At 68.7% G+C, this 17,643-nt stretch carries 15 protein-coding genes; 9 read left to right on the top strand and 6 right to left on the bottom strand.

Annotated elements, in window-relative coordinates:
* Positions 1-32: 32 nt before the first annotated feature.
* Together ACT541_RS13265 and ACT541_RS13260 are read right to left on the bottom strand one after the other, a co-directional pair.
* The gene (locus ACT541_RS13265) at positions 33-1,151 is read right to left on the bottom strand and encodes a polyamine ABC transporter substrate-binding protein (RefSeq protein ID WP_476137561.1); all 1,119 of its coding nucleotides are present in this window, start codon (positions 1,149-1,151) and stop codon (positions 33-35) included.
* A gap of 130 nt (positions 1,152-1,281) precedes the next feature.
* Positions 1,282-2,670 carry a glutamine synthetase family protein gene (locus ACT541_RS13260; protein ID WP_476137560.1) on the bottom strand — a complete coding sequence of 463 codons (1,389 nt, stop codon included), beginning with the start codon at positions 2,668-2,670 and terminating at the stop codon, positions 1,282-1,284.
* 135 nt (positions 2,671-2,805) lie between these two features.
* Here ACT541_RS13260 and ACT541_RS13255 point away from each other — a divergent pair, with 135 nt between their 5' ends.
* From ACT541_RS13255 to ACT541_RS13240, 4 genes are all read left to right on the top strand, one after another.
* Positions 2,806-3,525 (top strand): GntR family transcriptional regulator, encoded by a 720-nt coding sequence (locus ACT541_RS13255; RefSeq protein WP_476137559.1) that lies wholly within the window; start codon positions 2,806-2,808, stop codon positions 3,523-3,525.
* Positions 3,526-3,603: 78 nt separating this feature from the next.
* Positions 3,604-5,001: a glutamine synthetase family protein gene (locus ACT541_RS13250; RefSeq protein ID WP_476137558.1), complete on the top strand. Its 1,398-nt coding sequence runs from the start codon at positions 3,604-3,606 to the stop codon at positions 4,999-5,001.
* 237 nt (positions 5,002-5,238) lie between these two features.
* Positions 5,239-6,642, top strand: coding sequence for an aspartate aminotransferase family protein (locus ACT541_RS13245; RefSeq protein ID WP_476137557.1), 1,404 nt, complete (start codon positions 5,239-5,241; stop codon positions 6,640-6,642).
* Between the two features lie 200 nt (positions 6,643-6,842).
* Entirely contained in the window at positions 6,843-8,132 is a 1,290-nt protein-coding gene (locus ACT541_RS13240; protein WP_476137556.1) for an NAD(P)/FAD-dependent oxidoreductase, read from the top strand.
* Between the two features lie 21 nt (positions 8,133-8,153).
* Here the strand turns inward: ACT541_RS13240 and ACT541_RS13235 are convergent, their stop codons facing one another.
* A complete protein-coding gene (locus ACT541_RS13235; protein WP_476137555.1) occupies positions 8,154-9,383 on the bottom strand; it encodes a hypothetical protein in 1,230 nt (409 codons plus the stop codon).
* A 205-nt stretch (positions 9,384-9,588) separates the two neighbouring features.
* Here ACT541_RS13235 and ACT541_RS13230 point away from each other — a divergent pair, with 205 nt between their 5' ends.
* Entirely contained in the window at positions 9,589-9,810 is a 222-nt protein-coding gene (locus ACT541_RS13230) for a SlyX family protein (RefSeq protein ID WP_476137554.1), read from the top strand.
* A gap of 10 nt (positions 9,811-9,820) precedes the next feature.
* On the opposite strand, the gene ACT541_RS13225 is transcribed toward ACT541_RS13230, so the two are convergent.
* Entirely contained in the window at positions 9,821-11,446 is a 1,626-nt protein-coding gene (locus ACT541_RS13225; protein ID WP_476137553.1) for a hypothetical protein, read from the bottom strand.
* Between the two features lie 100 nt (positions 11,447-11,546).
* Entirely contained in the window at positions 11,547-13,349 is a 1,803-nt protein-coding gene (gene lepA, locus ACT541_RS13220; RefSeq protein ID WP_476137552.1) for a translation elongation factor 4, read from the bottom strand.
* A 267-nt stretch (positions 13,350-13,616) separates the two neighbouring features.
* Between lepA and ACT541_RS13215 the strand changes: the two genes are divergently transcribed.
* Positions 13,617-13,964, top strand: coding sequence for a DUF2147 domain-containing protein (locus ACT541_RS13215; protein ID WP_476137551.1), 348 nt, complete (start codon positions 13,617-13,619; stop codon positions 13,962-13,964).
* 59 nt (positions 13,965-14,023) lie between these two features.
* Here the strand turns inward: ACT541_RS13215 and irrA are convergent, their stop codons facing one another.
* Complete coding sequence (gene irrA / locus ACT541_RS13210) at positions 14,024-14,515, bottom strand: iron response transcriptional regulator IrrA (RefSeq protein ID WP_476137550.1); 492 nt, start codon at positions 14,513-14,515, stop codon at positions 14,024-14,026.
* Positions 14,516-14,741: 226 nt separating this feature from the next.
* Between irrA and fabA the strand changes: the two genes are divergently transcribed.
* From fabA to fabI, 3 genes are all read left to right on the top strand, one after another.
* The gene (fabA, locus tag ACT541_RS13205; protein WP_476137549.1) at positions 14,742-15,248 is read left to right on the top strand and encodes a 3-hydroxyacyl-[acyl-carrier-protein] dehydratase FabA; all 507 of its coding nucleotides are present in this window, start codon (positions 14,742-14,744) and stop codon (positions 15,246-15,248) included.
* Positions 15,249-15,395: 147 nt separating this feature from the next.
* Positions 15,396-16,613, top strand: coding sequence for a beta-ketoacyl-ACP synthase I (gene fabB, locus ACT541_RS13200; RefSeq protein ID WP_476137548.1), 1,218 nt, complete (start codon positions 15,396-15,398; stop codon positions 16,611-16,613).
* 154 nt (positions 16,614-16,767) lie between these two features.
* A complete protein-coding gene (fabI, locus tag ACT541_RS13195; protein ID WP_476137547.1) occupies positions 16,768-17,607 on the top strand; it encodes an enoyl-ACP reductase FabI in 840 nt (279 codons plus the stop codon).
* Positions 17,608-17,643: the final 36 nt, after the last annotated feature.

The raw sequence follows: 17,643 nt of genomic DNA, 5'->3' as shown, positions 1-17,643 counted from the left end.
GGTCGCCCGCCCCCCCGTTCATCCGTTCGCGATCACTTGCGCTTCATCTCGCGCCAGACCGAGGTCAGCACGCGCTGGGACTTCTGGTCGAAGGGGGTGATGACGTAGAGCTTCTTCATCGTCTCGACCGACGGATAGATGCTCTTGTCCTCCAGAACGGCCTTGTCGACGAACTTCTGCGACTCGAGGTTGCCGTTCGGGTACTTCACGAAGTTCGACGCCTTGGCGATCACCTCGGGCTTCATCATGTAGTTGATGAAGGTGTAGGCCTCCTCGACGTTCTTCGCATCCTTCGGGATGACGAAGTTGTCGAAGAACATGTAGGCGCCTTCCTTGGGGATGATGTAGCCGATCTCGACCTGCTTCTTCGGGTCCTTGATGGTCTTGTTCTTCTCCTCGGCGCGGCTGGCGGCCTGCTTGATGTCGCCGGACCAGCCGACCACCAGACAGGCGTCGCCGTTGGCGAGCGCGTTGATGTACTCCGAGGAGTGGAACTTGCGGATCGCCGGGCGGATCTGCTTGAAGTAGTCGGCTGCCTTCTGCAGGTCTTCCGGCTTCTTGCTGTCGGGATCGATGCCGAGATAGTTCATCACCGCCGGCACGATCTCGTCCGGCGCGTCGAGCATCATCACGCCGCAGCCCTTGAGCTTGAGCACGAAGGCCGGATCGAGCGCCAGCTTCCACGAATCGAGCGGCGCGTCGGGGACCAGTTCCTTGATCTTGGCGACGTTGTAGCCGATGCCGGTGGTGCCCCACATGTAGTTGACGGCATACTTGTTGCCGGGGTCGTACTTGGCCAGGATGTCGGTGACGGTCGGCCACATGTACTTGAGGTTCGGCAGCTTCGCCTTGTCGAGCGGCGTGAACACGCCGGTCTGGATCTGACGGCCGAGGAAGTTGCCCGACGGCACCACGACGTCGTAGCCGGTCTTGCCGGCGAGCAGCTTCGTCTCGAGCAGCTCGTTGCTGTCGAAGACGTCGTACTTCACCTTGATGCCGGTTTCCTTGGTGAAGTCCTCGAGGATCGACGGGTCGATGTAGTCCGACCAGTTGTAGACGTTGACCACCTTCTCCTGTGCCTGCGCCCCGGTCGTCCACAGGGCCGCCGCGACCACGGAGGCGAACATCGATGCGAAGTGATGCGTCTTCATGGGTGTCGATCCTTTTCGTCGTCGCGGGCCACTCGCTCCGCGAGCAACCCGAGCCTAGCCTCGTCCGTCCCGTCCTGTCAGCCCCCGTCGGATGCCCCGTGCTCGTTCGTCGCGCATGCCTGCGTTTTGGTCAGAGGTAGGTGGCCCGCTCCAGCGGCGTGATCTCGGCCTCGAAGGCGGCGACTTCCGCCTTCTTCAGATGTGCGTAGAGCGAGCGATACTCGACCCCGAGGGCGCGTCGGATGAAGTCCGAGCGCTCGAACAGGCGGATCGCGTCGTCCATGGCGTCGGGCAGGCGCTGCGCCGGCTCCTCGTAGGCGTTGCGCACGATCACCGGCGGCGGCGCGATCTCGCGCTCCAGCCCCTCGATCATGCCGGCGAAGACGGCGGCGAGCACCAGATAGGGATTGGCGTCGGCGCCGGCGATGCGGTGCTCGAGCCGCCGCGCGTCGGGCGGGCTCGCCGGGATGCGCACGCCGACCGAGCGGTTGTTCAGTCCCCACGACGCCGTCGTCGGCGCATAGGACCCCGGCTGCAGCCGGCGATAGCCGTTCCAGGTCGGCACGAAGAGCAGCGTCGCCGCGTTCATCGTCTCGATCAGGCCGCCGATGCAGTGCTTGAGCTTGCCCTCGCCGGTCGCCGGATCGGAGAAGATGTTGACGCCGGCCTTGTCGAGCAGGCTGACGTGGACGTGGAAACCGTTGCCGGCGACGTCCATGAAGGGCTTGGCCATGAAGCTGGCCTTGAGCCCGTGGCGGCGCGCCACCTCGACGATCAGGCGACGCAGCATCACCCCGTCGTCGGCCGCCGCCATCGGGTCGGCGCGGTGCTTGAGATTGACCTCGAACTGGCCGGGCGCGGCCTCCGACACGATCGTGTCGATCGGCAGGCCCTGGAGCCGGCCCATGTCCCAGATGTCGGAGAAGACGGCGCGATGTTCGGCGAGGTCTTCCAGCGCGTACATGTTCTGCGGGCTGGGGCCCGAGGTCGCGCGATAGACCGGCGACGGCATGCCGTTGGGCATCGGCGGCGCCTTGGGGTCGAGCAGGTAGAACTCGAGCTCGATGGCGCAGCAGGGCGTCAGCCCCATCGCCGTCATGCGGTCGACGATGTTGGAGAGGCAGACGCGCGGATCGCCCTCGAACGGCCGCCCGTCCTCGGAGTTCATCGTCAGCAGCACCTGCGCCGTCGGGCGTTCCGCCCAGGGCACGATGCGCAGCGAACCGGGCACCACGGTGCAGATGCCGTCGCTGTCGCCGGTCTCGACGTGGAGGCCGGTCTCCATCACCTCGCGTCCCCAGACGTCGAGGCCGAACATCGAGACGGGGAAGTTGACGCCGGTGGTGAAGGCCTTCTTCAGGCTCTCGACCGGACCCCACTTGCCGCGCAGCACGCCGTTGGAATCGGTGATCAGATACTCGACCGCCTCGACGTTCGGATGGGCGGCGAGGAAGCGTTCCAGCTCCTCCACCCCGCCTTCCGCGCCTCGCGCCGTCGTCGGCTCGCTCGAAATCGTCATTCGTCGCCTCGGAGCCGGTCGCTCGTGCCGAAGGGCACGCGACGAGCCTTGTTGCAAGTCGACGAAAATGTGATCACATTGATCTGGTACTGTCAATCACGTACGCCGACTGCCGGCGGGATCGGGGAAGACCGCATGACGCGACGCACCACGGCCGCGACGCTCGCCCCCGAGGTCGGCGACGACGACGACATCGGCGACGGCCCGCTGCACGACAGGGTCTATCGTGCGTTGCGCGACGCGCTGGTCACCGGCCGCATCGTTCCCGGACGCGCCGTGACGCTGCGCGGCCTCGCCCAGTCGCTCGGCGTCTCGCCGATGCCGGTGCGCGAGGCGATCCGCCGGATCGCCGCCGAGGGCGGCCTGGTGGTCGGCGCCAACCGCCGCGTCTGGGTGCCCGACATGGACGTCGAGCGCTTCGACGAACTGGTGCGCGCCCGCTCGCTGCTCGAGCCCGAGGCCGCCGTGCGCGCCCTGCCCCACATCGATGCCGCCCGGCTGGAACGGCTGCGCGCCATCGACGCGGCGATCGACGCCGCCCTCGAGAGCGGCGACGTCGAAGGCTACATGACCGGCAATCACCGCTTCCATTTCGAGATCTACGGCGCCGGCCCGTCGCGGGTGCTGGTGCCGCTGATCGAGAGCCTGTGGCTGCAGTTCGGCCCCTTCATGCGCTCGGTCTACGGCCGGCTCGGCACCGCCGCGCTGGTCGACCACCACGTCCATGCCCTCGCGGCCATCGCCGACGGCGATGCCGCCCGCCTCGCCGAGGCGATCCGCGCCGACATCATGGACGGCATGGACCTGATCGACGGCACCGTCCTCGGCCGCGTGACGCCGCAGCCGGTACCGTGACGTGACAGAACGCGCGGCCGGTTGACGGACGAACCGGCCTCGCTCAAAATGTGATCACATTTTTTGAACGGGTGGCCCATGGCCAAGAAGAAGAAATCCCAGGGTTCGACCGCCGACCTGCGCGGCGTCGCCGACAAGAGTGCCGCCGCCGCATGGCTCGAGGACCGCGGCCTCGAGGACATCGAGTGCATCGTGCCCGACATCGCCGGCGTGGCGCGCGGCAAGATGATGCCGGTGGCGAAGTTCGTCGACGCGCCCGTCATGTCGATCCCCGGATCGATCTTCACCCAGACGATCACCGGCGAATACCCGGACGAAGACGACGACTTCCAGGTCGACGACGCCGACGGCGACATTCGCCTGATCCCCGACTATTCGACGCTCGCGGTCGTGCCCTGGGCCTCCGACCCGACGGCGCAGATCATCCACGACGCCTATCACCAGGACGGCCGTCCGGTGGAGATCGCGCCGCGCCAGCTCCTGCGCCGGATCATCGACCTCTACGAAAAGAAGGGCTGGAAACCGATCGTGGCGCCCGAGCTCGAGTTCTATCTGGTCGAGCGCAACCAGGACCCGGACTATCCGTTGAAGCCGCCGATCGGCCGCTCCGGCCGGCCGGAGAGCGGTCGCCAGTCCTATTCGATCGCCGCGGTCAACGAGTTCGACGACCTCTTCGACGACATCTACGACTTCTCGGAGACGCAGGGGCTCGAGATCGACACCCTGATCCACGAGGAGGGCGTCGCCCAGATGGAGATCAACCTGCGCCACGGCGATCCGCTGGCGCTGGCCGATCAGGTCTTCCTGTTCAAGCGCACCATCCGCGAGGCGGCGGTGCGCCACAACATGTACGCCACCTTCATGGCCAAGCCGATCGCCGGCGAACCCGGCTCGGCCATGCACATCCACCAGTCGATCATCGACGTCGAGACCGGGCAGAACATCTTCTCAGGCCCCGACGGCGGCCCGACGCGGGAGTTCTTCCACTTCATCGGCGGCCAGCAGAAGTTCCTGCCGGTGGTGATGTGCATGCTCGCGCCCTACGTGAACTCCTACCGCCGCCTGATGCGCAAGTCGGCGGCGCCGGTGAACGTCCACTGGGGCTACGACAACCGCACGGTCGGCCTGCGCGTCCCCAACTCCTCGCCCGCCGCCCGCCGTGTCGAGAACCGCGTGCCCTCGTCGGACGCCAACCCCTATCTCGCCATCGCCGCCTCGCTCGCCTGCGGCTGGATCGGCATGGTTCAGGGGCTGAACCCCGGCGATCCGGTGGAAGGCTCGGCCTACGACCTCGACTTCGGCCTGCCGCGCGGCCTGCTCGAGGCGGTCGCCCTCTTCGAGGAGAGCGACGAGATGACCGACATCTTCGGCAAGTCCTTCTCCTCGACCTATCGGGCGATCAAACAGGCCGAATTCGAGACCTTCATGCGGGTGATCAGCCCCTGGGAACGCGAGTTCCTGCTGCTCAACGTCTGAGCCTTCGACGCCGCGCGAACCGCGGCCCGCTCGCCGTCTTCCCCGGCGAGGCGCGACGAGACCGAGGGAAGGGGATCCATGCGGCGCGAGCCCATGTGCCGCATGGATCCCCTTCCCCTCCGCACCCCTCCGGGTGCTCCGGCCGGGGATGACGGCCGCAACGAAACCCAGCCGACGCCGGATCGCCGATCCGGCGAACGGCGAAGCCATGCCCATCGCGTCGGAGATCGCCTCGACATGACCGCCTCCAACCTCTACCCGACCGCCGAACTCCAGGCCCTCGACAGCGCCCACTATCTCCACCCCTTCACCGAATACGCGAGCCTCGCGCGCGAAGGCGCCCGCGTCATGGTGCGCGGCGACGGCGTGTGGCTGACGGATTCGGACGGCCGGCGCTATCTCGACGGCATGGCTGGCCTGTGGTGCACCAACATCGGCCACGGCCGTCGCGAGATCGCCGACGCCGTCCACGAGCAGATGCTGGAGCTCGCCTACTACAACTCGTTCTTCAAGACGACGAACGCGCCGGCGATCCGCCTCGCCGAGAAGCTCGCGAGCGTCGCCCCCGCCCACATGAACCGCGTCTTCTTCTGCGGCTCGGGCTCCGAGGCCAACGACACCGTCTTCCGTATGGTGCGCTGGTACTGGGACCTGCTCGGCAAGCCGAAGAAGAAGGCCTTCATCTCGCGCCGCAACGCCTACCACGGCTCGACGGTCGCGGCCGCCTCGCTCGGCGGCATGAAGCCGATGCACGGCCAGGGCGACCTGCCGATCGCCGGCATCAGCCACATCGCCCAGCCCTACTGGTTCGGCGAGGGCGGCGACATGAACCCGCACGAGTTCGGCGTCTGGGCCGCCCGCGAGCTCGAGCGCGAGATCGACCGCCTCGGCGAGGAGAACGTCGCCGCCTTCATCGCCGAGCCGATTCAAGGTGCCGGCGGCGTCATCATCCCGCCCGAGACCTATTGGCCCGAGATCAAGCGGATCTGCGCCGAACGCGAGATCCTGCTGGTGGTCGACGAGGTCATCTGCGGCTTCGGCCGTACCGGCGCGTGGTTCGGCGCCGACACTTATGGCGTCACGGCCGACCTCCAGCCGATCGCCAAGGGTCTCACCTCCGGCTATCTGCCGATGGGCGGCGTCATGGTCTCCGACAAGGTCGCCGCGGTGATCACCGCCGAGGGCGCCGAGTTCAACCACGGCTACACCTACACCGGCCACCCGACCTGTGCCGCGGCCGCCTTGGCCAATCTCGACATCATCGAGCGCGAGGGCCTCGTCGCCCGCGTCCGCGACGACATCGGCCCCTACCTGCGTGAGCGCTGGCTGACGCTCGGTGACCATCCGCTGGTCGGCGAGGCGCGCATGAAGGGCCTCGTCGGCGCGCTCGAACTGGTACCGGAGAAGCCGTCGCGGTCGAAGAAGTTCGCCCATGTCACCGACGAGGGCCGGGCCGGCACCATCGCCCGCGATCTGTCGTTCAAGAACGGCCTGATCATGCGCGCCGTGCGCGACAGCCTGATCCTGTCGCCGCCGCTGACGCTGTCGCACGCCGAGGCCGACGAACTCGTCCGCCTCGCCGCCAAGACGCTCGACGACGCCCACGCGGCGCTGAAGAAGGAAGGCCTGGTCAAGGCCTGACCAGTGGAAAGGTCGATGCCGCCGGACCGGGCATCTCGCCCCGGTCCGGCGGCGCCTCTCGCCGATCGATCCGGCGAAGCCCTTCGCTGCGCTGCGATATTTCGCCCTCCGCAACGCCACCACCTCGACGAACGACGCGAGACGGGCGAGAAAGGGCAACTCGGCGGGAGCCCCCGCCGGCCGACACCGGACCCGCTCGGATGACCGAACCCGCCCCGCACGCCCCCTCCCTCTATGCCGCGACCGCCCACGAGGCGCCGGAACGCCCGCCGCTCGACGGCGACGCCGCCTGCGACGTCTGCGTGATCGGCGCCGGCTACACCGGTCTGTCGACCGCGCTGCATCTGGCGAAGAAGGGGCGCCGGGTGATCGTGATCGAGGCCAACCGGGTCGGCTGGGGCGCCTCGGGCCGCAACGGCGGCCAGCTCCATTCCGGCCAGCGCCGCGACCAGGAGACGCTCGAGGACTGGTTCGGCATCGAGCGCGCCCGCGCGCTCTTCGACCTCGCCGAAGAGGCCAAGCGCACGGTCAAGGGCCTGATCTCGGCCCACGGCATCGACTGCGACTGGCGCGAGGGCCTGATCCACGCCGTCCACAAGAAGTCGTGGCTGCGCGAGGCCGACCGCGAGGTCGAGCATCTGATCGCCCGCTACGGCTGGGACGGCGCCACCTTCCTCGACCGCGAGGCGCTCGCCCGCGCCATCGGTACCGACGTCTATTTCGGCGGCTGGCGCGACGGCACCGCCGGCCATCTCCATCCGCTGAACTACGCCCTCGGCCTCGCCCGCGCCGCCGAGGAGGCGGGCGTGCGCATCCACGAGGGCACCCGCGCCCTCGGCCTCGACGGCGAGGCGGGCGGCGCCCGGCGGGTCAAGACCGCCACCGGCACCATCTCGGCCTCCGACGTGGTGGTCGCCGCCAACGGCTATCTCGACGGGCTCTGCGCCGAGATCGACGCCCATGTCATGCCGATCCGCAACTACGTGCTGGCGACCGAGCCGCTCGGGCCGCGCGCCTCGCGGCTGATCCCGCTGCGCGAGGCGGTCGCCGACAGCCGCTTCGTCGTCCACTACTGGCGCATCTCGGCCGACGGCCGCCTCGTCTTCGGCGGCGGCGAGACCTACGGCTACAGCGATCCGAAGGACATGAAGGCCTTCGTCCGCGCTCACATGCTGAAGATCTATCCCGACCTCGCCGACGTGAAGATCGACTATGCCTGGGGCGGCACACTGGCGGTCACCATGAACCGCATGCCCTATTTCCGGCGGCTGCGCCCCGGCGTCTATACCGCCGCCGGCTATTCCGGCCACGGTGTCGCCATCGCCACGCTCGCCGGCAAGCTGCTCGCCGAAGCGATCGAGGGCGACACCTCGCGCTTCGACGTCATGGCCTCGATCCCGGCCCGGGCCTTCCCCGGCGGGCGGCGCCTGCGCCACCCGACGCTGGTGCTCGCCATGAGCTGGTACGCGCTGCGCGACCGCCTCGGCTGAGGCGGTCGCCGCTCGCCTTCGTCAACGCACGTAGCGCAGCGACGAATCGCGCGGATCGCGGTGCCAGTGGCACTGGACCTGGCGATGGAACGCCATGTCCTCGGTCGGCCAGGCGTGATAGTGGCAGTTCTCGCCCATGGGACTGCGGCTCGACGCCTCGCGCGACGGACGCTCGAAGGACCTGAGCACGGGCCCGTGCGGCCGGTCGTCGAAGAAGACCGGCGGCTGCCAGCCCCAGCGCGGCCGAGGCACAACCACGATTTCCTCGTCGTCCTCCGGCGGCGGCACGTAGCGCGGCCGTTCGATGGCGCGACGCGCTTCGTCGCGACGGATGGCGGCCAGGCGATCGGCGAAATCGCCACCACCGTCGGCACGCGGGATGTCCTCGTCGCGCGGCGGCGCGCGCATCGCCTCGCGCTTCGGCGGCACGGGCTTAGCCTTGGGCTCGACCGGCTTGGTCTCGGCGGCCTTCGGCGCCGGCGCGGCCGGACGGCTCGCCTCGACCGGCGGCGTGATGACCGTGGGCGCCGCGGCCTGCGGGGCATCGACGGGCGCCGCGGGTTCGGTGGTGGCGACGGCCGGCTTCTCCGGTTGGGACGGCTGCGGGGCGACGGCGACCGGCGGCTGCGGCACCGGCTGTTGCGACGGCGCGGTCTCGACGATCGATCCGCGCGGCGTGGCCGGCTCGACCGTCGCCGGCTGTGCGGCGGCGGCAGGCGACGGTGCCGCGGCGGGTGCCGGCTTTTCCGGCTCGGCGACGCGGGTCGGCGGCGCGGCGGCCGCCGGATCGGTCATGTCGCCGGTGCGCTTGTCGATGCCGATCACCCGCACCGGACGGCCGTCGGGGCCGAGCGGCGTCGGCGCTTCGGCGGTCGAGGCCGGTGCCGAGCTCGGAGCCGGCGTCGCGGCGGCGCTCGGCGTCGGTGTCGGCGCGGGCGCGGTCGTCTGGGTCGGGCGGGCGATGTAGGGCAGGTTGCCGCCGGAGGTCGACGGGGCCGGCTCGGCCCTGGCGGCCGGCGTCTCCGGCTTCGCCGGGGCGACCGTCTCGGTCTCGGCGACCTTGGCCGCCGGTGCGGCGTCGGACGGCACACTGGCCGAGCGTGTCCACATCGCCCAGGCGCCGAGCGGCAGGCCGACGATGACGACGGCGGCGAGGATCACGCCGAGATTGCCGCGGCGCTTGGGCGGCCGCTCGTCGGGATCGGGCGGGGTGACGGGCGGGACCCAGAGAACCGGCAGATTGGACGACATGGGAGAAGCGCTCCGAAACGACGCGTCCCGGCATCCCGGGACCGTTCCAGCACAGGATCGGCCGCGATCTCGGCGACACGAGGGCAGCTCTTCGGCCGGATCGCGGCGCGGCACGTCATCGTGTCTCGGAATCGTTTCCGCCCCCGGCGCTGGACAAGTGCGCCCGCCCGGACGATGGTCTGCGCCCAGCCCGACGGAGCCAACCGTGACCGAACTCGAAGAAGCCCTCGCCCGTATCGACCGCCTGGAGGCGACCATCGCCGATCAGGACCGCACCATCGAGGAGCTCAACGCCATGGTGGTCCAGCAATGGAAGCGCATCGAGATCCTCGATCGCCGCACCGCCATGCTGTCCGACCAGCTGCTGGAAATGGAGAGCCGCTCCGGCCTGTCGCGTCCCGCCGATCCGCCGCCGCCGCACTGGTGAGCGCGCCGGCCTATCGCGCCGGATCGAAGAGCCGATAGAGCCCGACATGGCCGCGCGGCGCGAGCCGCCCGAGTTCGGGCAGCGACGCGGCATCCCGCTCACCGATCGCCAGCACGTGGTCGAAGTGCGCGACGTGGTCGGCGAGGTCGCGGCCGAACTGTGCATAGATCTGCCGCAGATCGACGATCGTCGTCTTCGAGTTCTCCGGTGCCTGCTGCAGCCGGTCGTCGCGGAAACGCAGCGGTTGCTGGCCGGGATAGACGAAGAGCGACTGGACGACGATGCCGCGTTCGATCACCGCATAGGCGGCGAGGTGATAGATCCCGGTGCGCCGCCGCCGTTCGGCATGCGTCAGATCGCGGTTGGCGTCGGTCTGAACGACGAAGACCCGTTCGCCCGGCTTCACCGCGGCGAGCACCATGTCGAGATCCAGCCGCTCGCGGTCCGTCGCCGCCCAGCGCACCGCCGTCGCCGCCGAGGCGAGGCCGACCACGACGACGAGCATCGCCACCCAGGCGACCGCCGGACGCCTGCCGAAGAGAACCGAGGTCTCGAGGCTCGCCGCCAGGAACAGCGCCGCGACCAGCAGCGGCCGCCAGCCCGCCATGTGGACGCCACCGAAACTGTTGGGCGTGATCGCGAAGAGCACCAGCGCCATCCAGATCGCCGGCAGCGCCCGCCGATCGATCCGGAGCGCGCCGAGGGCCCAGGCCGGCAGCAGCAGGCCGATCACCAGCGTCAGCAGCGCTGCGTTGTGCCACCACGGGCCGATGTCGAGCAGCCGCTCGATCTGTCCGAGGCGGACGAGCGGGTCCTCGAAGCCGCGCACCGACGTGTCGATCACCGCCCATTCGGTCCGCGTCGCCCGTTCGAAGACGAGGAGCCCCACCACCGGCACGATCTGCACCGCGTCGCGCGCCCAGCCGCGCAGGCGCTCGCCCATCCCCCCTCCCCGGCCGAGATCGCGCAGCCGCGTCCCGATCACCCACAGGCCGTAGGCGCCGAAGCCGGCGAGATGGGCGGTGTAGAGCAGCAGGCAGAAGATCGCCCCGCCGATGCCCCGGAGCCACGGCCGACGGTCGTCGATCGCCTCCCACCACGCCGCGGCGAAGAGCATCAGCGCCATCGCGAGGTTGAACGAGAGGAAGCCGCGGTCGAAGCCGGAGTTGAAGACGAGCGGCACCGCGAGGAGCTGCGGCAGGCCGATCCGCCGCCGCAGCGCCCAGGACAGCGCCGCGACGCCGCCGACGGTCAGAAGAGCCGTGACGACGACGTAGAGCCGTCCGGCGTCCCACACGTCGAGCACGCGCCCGACGGCGACCATCCACAGATCGAAGGCGAGATTGGGAACGAGCCCCCAGGCCGAGCGGAAATGCGCCGCGACCGAAGGATCGTCGAGCCGGGTCAGGATCCAGCCGCGCGCCAGATGGTTGGGATAGTCCTGCAGGCCGAGATGGACGAAGGCGCCGACCGGCCAGATCGCCAGTGCGAAGAGGACGAGCCCGATCGCCGCGACGACGCCGGAGGCCGGACGCAACCCGCCGTCCGGCACCGCCCGGCGGCGGGCGAGCAGACGGCGAACGGCCGAACCGCGACCGAGCCCGTCGTCGGTGATGGCGTCCTGCGAGGTCCCCATCGCGCCCCCTCGTGTCCTGCCGTCGCGGCGAGGAGTGCCGCGACGGATGTCACCGCGAGACGAGGACCGAATGCCGTCCGACCGCGCGGACGGCGTGCCGTCAGGCCTCGACCTTCAGCACCTGGATGAAGGCTTCCTGCGGGATGTCGACCTTGCCGAACTGCCGCATGCGCTTCTTGCCCTCTTTCTGCTTGTCGAGGAGCTTGCGCTTGCGGGTGGCGTCGCCGCCGTAGCACTTCGCCGTCACGTCCTTGCGCAGCGCCCGGATCGTCTCGCGCGCCACGATCTTGCCGCCGATCGCCGCCTGGACGGGGATCTGGAACATGTGCGGCGGGATGACGTCCTTGAGCTTCTCGCAGATGGCGCGGCCGCGGCTCTCGGCACGGGTCTTGTGGACCAGCATGGAAAGCGCGTCGACCGCTTCGCCGTTGACCAGGATCTGCAGCCGGACGAGGTCGGATTCGCGATAGTCGGCGAGGTGATAGTCGAACGAGGCGTAGCCCTTCGAGACCGACTTCAGCCGGTCGTAGAAGTCGAACACCACTTCGTTCAGCGGCAGTTCGTAGACCACCATGGCGCGGGAGCCGGCATAGGACAGGTCGAGCTGGACGCCGCGCTTGTCCTGGCAGAGCTTCAGCACCGAGCCGAGATACTCGTCCGGCGTCATGATCGTCGCCTTGATCCAGGGCTCCTCGATCTCGCGGATGCGGGTGACGTCGGGCATGTCGACCGGGTTGTGCAGCTCGATCTCCGAGCCGTCGACCAGCTTCATCTTGTAGACGACCGAGGGCGAGGTCGCGATCAGGTCGAGATTGAACTCGCGCTCGAGCCGCTCCTGAATGATCTCGAGATGCAGCAGGCCGAGGAAGCCGCAGCGGAAGCCGAAGCCGAGCGCCGCGGAGGTCTCCATCTCGAAGGTGAAGGAGGCGTCGTTGAGGCGCAGCTTGCCGACCGCGGTGCGCAGGTCCTCGAAGTCGGCGGCGTCGACCGGGAACAGGCCGCAGAACACCACCGGCTGGGTCGGGCGGAAGCCCGGCAGCCGCTCGGCGCAGGGCTTGCGCTCGTCGGTGATGGTGTCGCCGACGCGGGTGTCGGCGACTTCCTTGATCGAGGCGTTGATGAAGCCGATCTCGCCGGGGCCGAGCTCTTTCAGCTCCACCATCTTCGGCGTGAAGACGCCCATGCGCTCGACGTCGTAGGTGGCGCCGGCCTCCATCATGCGGATCTTCTGACCCTTGCGCATGACGCCGTCGACGATGCGCACCAGCACGACGACACCGAGATAGGTGTCGTACCAGCTGTCGACCAGCATCGCCTTGAGCGGCGCGTCGCGGTCGCCCTTGGGCGGCGGCAGGCGGGTGACGATGGCCTCGAGCACGTCGCCGATGCCGATGCCGGTCTTGGCCGAGATCGGCACGGCGTCGGAGGCGTCGATGCCGATCACCTCTTCGATCTGTTCCTTGACGCGGTCGCAGTCGGCCGCCGGCAGATCGACCTTGTTGAGGATCGGCACGATCTCGTGATTGTTGTCGATCGCCTGATAGACGTTGGCGAGCGTCTGCGCCTCGACGCCCTGGGAGGCGTCGACGACGAGCAGCGAGCCCTCGCAGGCGGCGAGCGAACGGGAGACCTCGTAGGCGAAGTCGACGTGACCGGGCGTGTCCATCAGGTTCAGGACATAGGTCTCGCCGTCCTTGGCCTTGTAGTCGAGGCGCACGGTCTGCGCCTTGATGGTGATGCCGCGTTCGCGCTCGATCTCCATGTTGTCGAGCACCTGCTCGACCATTTCGCGCGTCTCGAGGCCGCCGGTCGTCTGGATGAGACGATCGGCCAGCGTCGACTTGCCATGGTCGATGTGGGCGATGATGGAGAAGTTGCGGATGTGCTTCAGATCGGTCGTCATGGCGCCGTGGATACCAGCGCCGACAGCCGAAAGAAAGGCCCGCGGCGCGACTTTTCGGCCCTTCGCGGCCGTCGAGCCCCCACGATGTCGCACCACGCGCATGCGTTGCCGCACGCGACCGCGTCGCGCCTGTTCCATCAGAACTTCATTACATAAGAATGTTCTGAACTCGCGCCGTCGGAGGAGGGCCGTCACGACGGGCGAGCGGCCGACCGCGAGCGACCTCGGACGGGGACGTTGCGCTCGGGCACCCCGGAGACCGTTCCCATGAATCTCAGATCCATCGCCCTCGCCGCCGCCGTCACCCTCGTCGCCGCGCCGGCCGTCGCCGCCGGCCCCGACGGGGTCTATTCCCGCCCCAACGGCACCACCGCCAAGGTCACCACCTGCGGCGGCAACCTCTGCGCCAAGGTGCAGGAATCCGGCTTCGACATGTTCATGACCGGCATCGCGCCCGCCGGCGACGGCAAGTGGAAGGGCGACATGAAGCATCCCGACATGCCGGGCTTCATGACCTTCAACGGCACCGTCACCACGACGCCGGGCGGCCTGAAGATCCAGGGCTGCGCCGTCGGCCAGTCGATGTGCGATTCGGAGGTGTGGACGCGCAAGTGAGCGTCCCGCACGGCGGCAGCTTCCGACGATCCGGACGTTCGCGCCCGGATCGTTCCCGTTCACCGCTTGCGACGCAGGCGGATCGTCACCTCGCAGCCGACGATCTCCATGCCCTCGGGCGGGGTCGGCAGGCGGTCGATGCCGACGTCGTCGGCCGAGACGTCCATCATCACGCCCTCGTCCTCGACGTAGAAGTGGTGATGGCGATCGACCCGCGTGTCGAAGAAGGACTTCGCCCCCGCCGCCGCGAGCTCGACCAGGAGGCCGGCCTCGGTGAACTGCTTCAGCGTGTTGTAGACGGTGGCGAGCGACACTCTCGCCCCCGCCGCCAGCGCCTCCGAATAGACCTGCTCGGCCGACAGGTGGCGGTCGCCCTGGCTGAACAGCACGCCGACGAGATCGATCCGTTGACGCGTCGGCCTGAGCCCGTGGGCGCGCAGCCGTTCGACGGCGGGGCCGTCACGACCGATCGACACGACGACACCCTCGTCCGCGCCCTCGAAGGCGTCCTCGGACGGATCGGCGGCGTAGGCTCTGGCGGCTTCGAACATGCGGGCTCTCCGGTGGGTCGACGATTGATCATATAATGCGACGCATTCGCAAATTCTGCAAGAGCCGCCCGATCGCGACTGCGACCATGGACGCGTTCCCCCGCAGGTCCACGGATCTTTCGGCGGCTTCTCCCCTGTGTTAGGAAGGCGCCGAACCTCCGCTCGCCCCGAGGACGACGCCCGCGGGACGAGCCACCATCCCGATCAGGGGGAAGAAGAAGAGACGATGTCCGAGCGCCCCTCCAGCCTCTCCTACGAAGACCTGCTCGCCTGCGGCCGCGGCGAGATGTTCGGCCCGGGCAATGCCCAGCTGCCGCTGCCGCCGATGCTGATGTTCGATCGCATCGTGGAGATCTCCGAGACGGGCGGCGCCAACGGCGTCGGTCTGGTGCGCGCCGAGTTCGACATCCGTCCCGACCTCTGGTTCTTCCCCTGCCACTTCCAGGGCGACCCCGTCATGCCGGGCTGCCTCGGCCTCGACGCGCTTTGGCAGCTGACCGGCTTCTTCCTCGGCTGGCTCGGCCTGCCCGGCAAGGGCCGCGCGCTCGGCGTCGGCGAGGTGAAGTTCTCCGATCAGGTCCTGCCGACGACCAAGCTGGTCGAGTATCGCGTCGACCTGAAGCGCGTCTTCAAGACCAAGCTCAAGATGGGCATCGCCGACGGCACGCTTCTCGCCGACGGCAAGCCGATCTACGAGGTCAAGGACATGCGCGTCGGCCTGTTCCAGGCCTGATTCCGCGAAGGGTCCGGCGCACGTCGCCGTGTTCCGTGATAGAGTTCTCCGCGCCGCCCGAGCGGCGCGGGGTCGAACGCCGATGGGCGGTTCGAAGTTCGACACGAGCGCCGCCGGTGGGCGGACGCCAGCGAAAGAGGTGATCCCATGAGGCGGGTCGTCGTGACGGGTATGGGCATCGTTTCCTCCATCGGAAACGACAAGGCGGCAGTTCTGGACAGCCTGCTGAACGCACGCTCCGGCATCGAGCGCGCCGAGCAGTACGCCCAGCTCGGCTTCCGCTGCCAGGTTCACGGAATGCCGCACATCGACGTCGAGCCGCTGATCGACCGCCGCAACATGCGCTTCCACGGCGGCGGTACCGCCTGGAACCACATCGCGATGGATCAGGCGATCGCCGACTCCGGCCTCGAAGAGGGCGACATCAAGAACCCGCGCACCGGCATCGTCATGGGCTCGGGTGGTCCCTCCACCCGCACCATCGTCGAGGCCGCCGCCATCACCCAGGACAAGGGCCCCAAGCGCATCGGCCCCTTCGCCGTGCCGAAGGCCATGTCCTCGACCGCCTCCGCCACGCTCGCCACCTTCTTCGGCATCAAGGGCGTGAACTATTCGATCTCCTCGGCCTGCGCGACGTCGAACCACTGCATCGGCAACGCCTACGAGATGATCCAGTGGGGCAAGCAGGACGTGATGTTCGCCGGCGGCTGCGAGGATCTCGACTGGTCGCTGTCGAACCTGTTCGACGCCATGGGCGCCATGTCGTCGAAGTACAACGACACGCCCGCCACCGCCTCGCGCGCCTACGACAAGAACCGTGACGGCTTCGTCATCGCCGGCGGCGCCGGTGTGCTGGTGCTCGAGGAGTACGAGCGCGCCAAGGCCCGCGGCGCCAAGATCTACGCCGAGATCGTCGGCTACGGCGCGACCTCCGACGGCTACGACATGGTCGCCCCGTCGGGCGAGGGCGCGATCCGCTGCATGCAGCAGGCGCTTTCGACCGTGAAGACGCCGATCGACTACATCAACCCGCACGCCACGTCGACGCCGGTCGGCGATCAGAAGGAGATCGAGGCGATCCGCGCGGTGTTCGGTGCGAACTGCCCGCCGATCTCGGCGACCAAGTCGCTGACCGGCCACTCGCTCGGCGCCACCGGCGTGCAGGAGGCGATCTATTCGCTGCTGATGATGGAGAACGACTTCATCTGCAAGAGCGCCAACATCGAAGAGATCGACCCGGCCTTCGCCGACATGCAGATCGTGCGCGAGCGCATCGACGGCGTGAAGCTCGGCACGGTCCTGTCGAACTCCTTCGGTTTCGGCGGCACCAACGCGACGCTGGCGTTCTCGCGCCACGACATCTGATCGGGCACGCCCGGTCCGAGGCAAGATCACGGCTTTCCCGATGGCGTGACCACGCCGCGGGAAGGCCGTCGTCTTTCCGTCACGAATTCGAAAGAAGACCGACGCGTCGTCCCGCGGGATCCGATGCGGCGGGGCAAGAAGAGAAAGGGACCCGATGAGCGGGATCATGGCGGGTAAGCGCGGCCTCGTGATGGGCGTCGCCAACGATCATTCCATCGCCTGGGGCATCGCCAAGAAGCTCGCCGGCCAGGGCGCCGAGCTCGCCTTCACCTATCAGGGCGAGGCCTTCGGTCGCCGCCTGAAGCCGCTCGCCGAATCGATCGGCTCGACGATGCTGCTGCCCTGCGACGTGGAGGACATCGCGTCGGTCGATGCCGTCTTCGAAAAGCTCGCCGCCGAATGGGGCAAGATCGACTTCCTCGTCCACTCGATCGGCTTCTCCGACAAGAACGAGCTCAAGGGCCGCTACGCCGACACCACCCGCGAGAACTTCTCGCGCACCATGGTGATCTCGTGCTTCTCCTTCACCGAGATCGCCAAGCGTGCGGCCGCGATGATGAACCGCGGCGGTTCGATGATCACGCTGACCTACGGCGGCTCGACCCGCGTCATGCCGAACTACAACGTCATGGGCGTGGCCAAGGCGGCGCTCGAGAGCTCGGTGCGCTATCTCGCCATGGACTTCGGCCTCGACGACATCCGCGTCAACGCCATCTCCGCCGGCCCGGTCCGCACCCTCGCCGGCTCCGGCGTCTCCGATGCCCGCGTGATGTACAACTATCAGAAGCGCAACTCGCCGCTCGGTCGCACCGTGACCATCGACGAGGTCGGCGGCACCGCGCTCTACCTCCTCTCCGACCTGTCCTCGGGCGTCACCGGCGAGATCCACTTCGTCGATTCGGGCTATTCGATCGTCTCGATGCCCCGCCTCGAGGAGCTCAAGGCTCAGGAGAGCCGCGAGGAAGCCGCCGGCAAGGTCTCCGCCGCCGAGTGATCCTCGCGACGTCACGAATGCACGGCGGCCGCGCGG

It is taken from the genome of Pinisolibacter sp. DMC100 (assembly GCF_056313705.1).
The sequence above is the reverse complement of the archived record's forward strand: the minus strand, read 5'-3'. Positions and strand labels throughout refer to the sequence as shown.

What these genes read in the sequence shown, in the direction of transcription:
- ACT541_RS13265 (WP_476137561.1), bottom strand. Translation starts at nt 1,151, where the DNA reads ATGAAGACGCATCACTTCGCATCGATGTTCGCCTCCGTGGTCGCGGCG.
- ACT541_RS13260 (WP_476137560.1), bottom strand. Translation starts at nt 2,670, where the DNA reads ATGACGATTTCGAGCGAGCCGACGACGGCGCGAGGCGCGGAAGGCGGG.
- ACT541_RS13255 (WP_476137559.1), top strand. Translation starts at nt 2,806, where the DNA reads ATGACGCGACGCACCACGGCCGCGACGCTCGCCCCCGAGGTCGGCGAC.
- ACT541_RS13250 (WP_476137558.1), top strand. Translation starts at nt 3,604, where the DNA reads ATGGCCAAGAAGAAGAAATCCCAGGGTTCGACCGCCGACCTGCGCGGC.
- ACT541_RS13245 (WP_476137557.1), top strand. Translation starts at nt 5,239, where the DNA reads ATGACCGCCTCCAACCTCTACCCGACCGCCGAACTCCAGGCCCTCGAC.
- ACT541_RS13240 (WP_476137556.1), top strand. Translation starts at nt 6,843, where the DNA reads ATGACCGAACCCGCCCCGCACGCCCCCTCCCTCTATGCCGCGACCGCC.
- ACT541_RS13235 (WP_476137555.1), bottom strand. Translation starts at nt 9,383, where the DNA reads ATGTCGTCCAATCTGCCGGTTCTCTGGGTCCCGCCCGTCACCCCGCCC.
- ACT541_RS13225 (WP_476137553.1), bottom strand. Translation starts at nt 11,446, where the DNA reads ATGGGGACCTCGCAGGACGCCATCACCGACGACGGGCTCGGTCGCGGT.
- lepA (WP_476137552.1), bottom strand. Translation starts at nt 13,349, where the DNA reads ATGACGACCGATCTGAAGCACATCCGCAACTTCTCCATCATCGCCCAC.
- ACT541_RS13215 (WP_476137551.1), top strand. Translation starts at nt 13,617, where the DNA reads ATGAATCTCAGATCCATCGCCCTCGCCGCCGCCGTCACCCTCGTCGCC.
- irrA (WP_476137550.1), bottom strand. Translation starts at nt 14,515, where the DNA reads ATGTTCGAAGCCGCCAGAGCCTACGCCGCCGATCCGTCCGAGGACGCC.
- fabA (WP_476137549.1), top strand. Translation starts at nt 14,742, where the DNA reads ATGTCCGAGCGCCCCTCCAGCCTCTCCTACGAAGACCTGCTCGCCTGC.
- fabB (WP_476137548.1), top strand. Translation starts at nt 15,396, where the DNA reads ATGAGGCGGGTCGTCGTGACGGGTATGGGCATCGTTTCCTCCATCGGA.
- fabI (WP_476137547.1), top strand. Translation starts at nt 16,768, where the DNA reads ATGAGCGGGATCATGGCGGGTAAGCGCGGCCTCGTGATGGGCGTCGCC.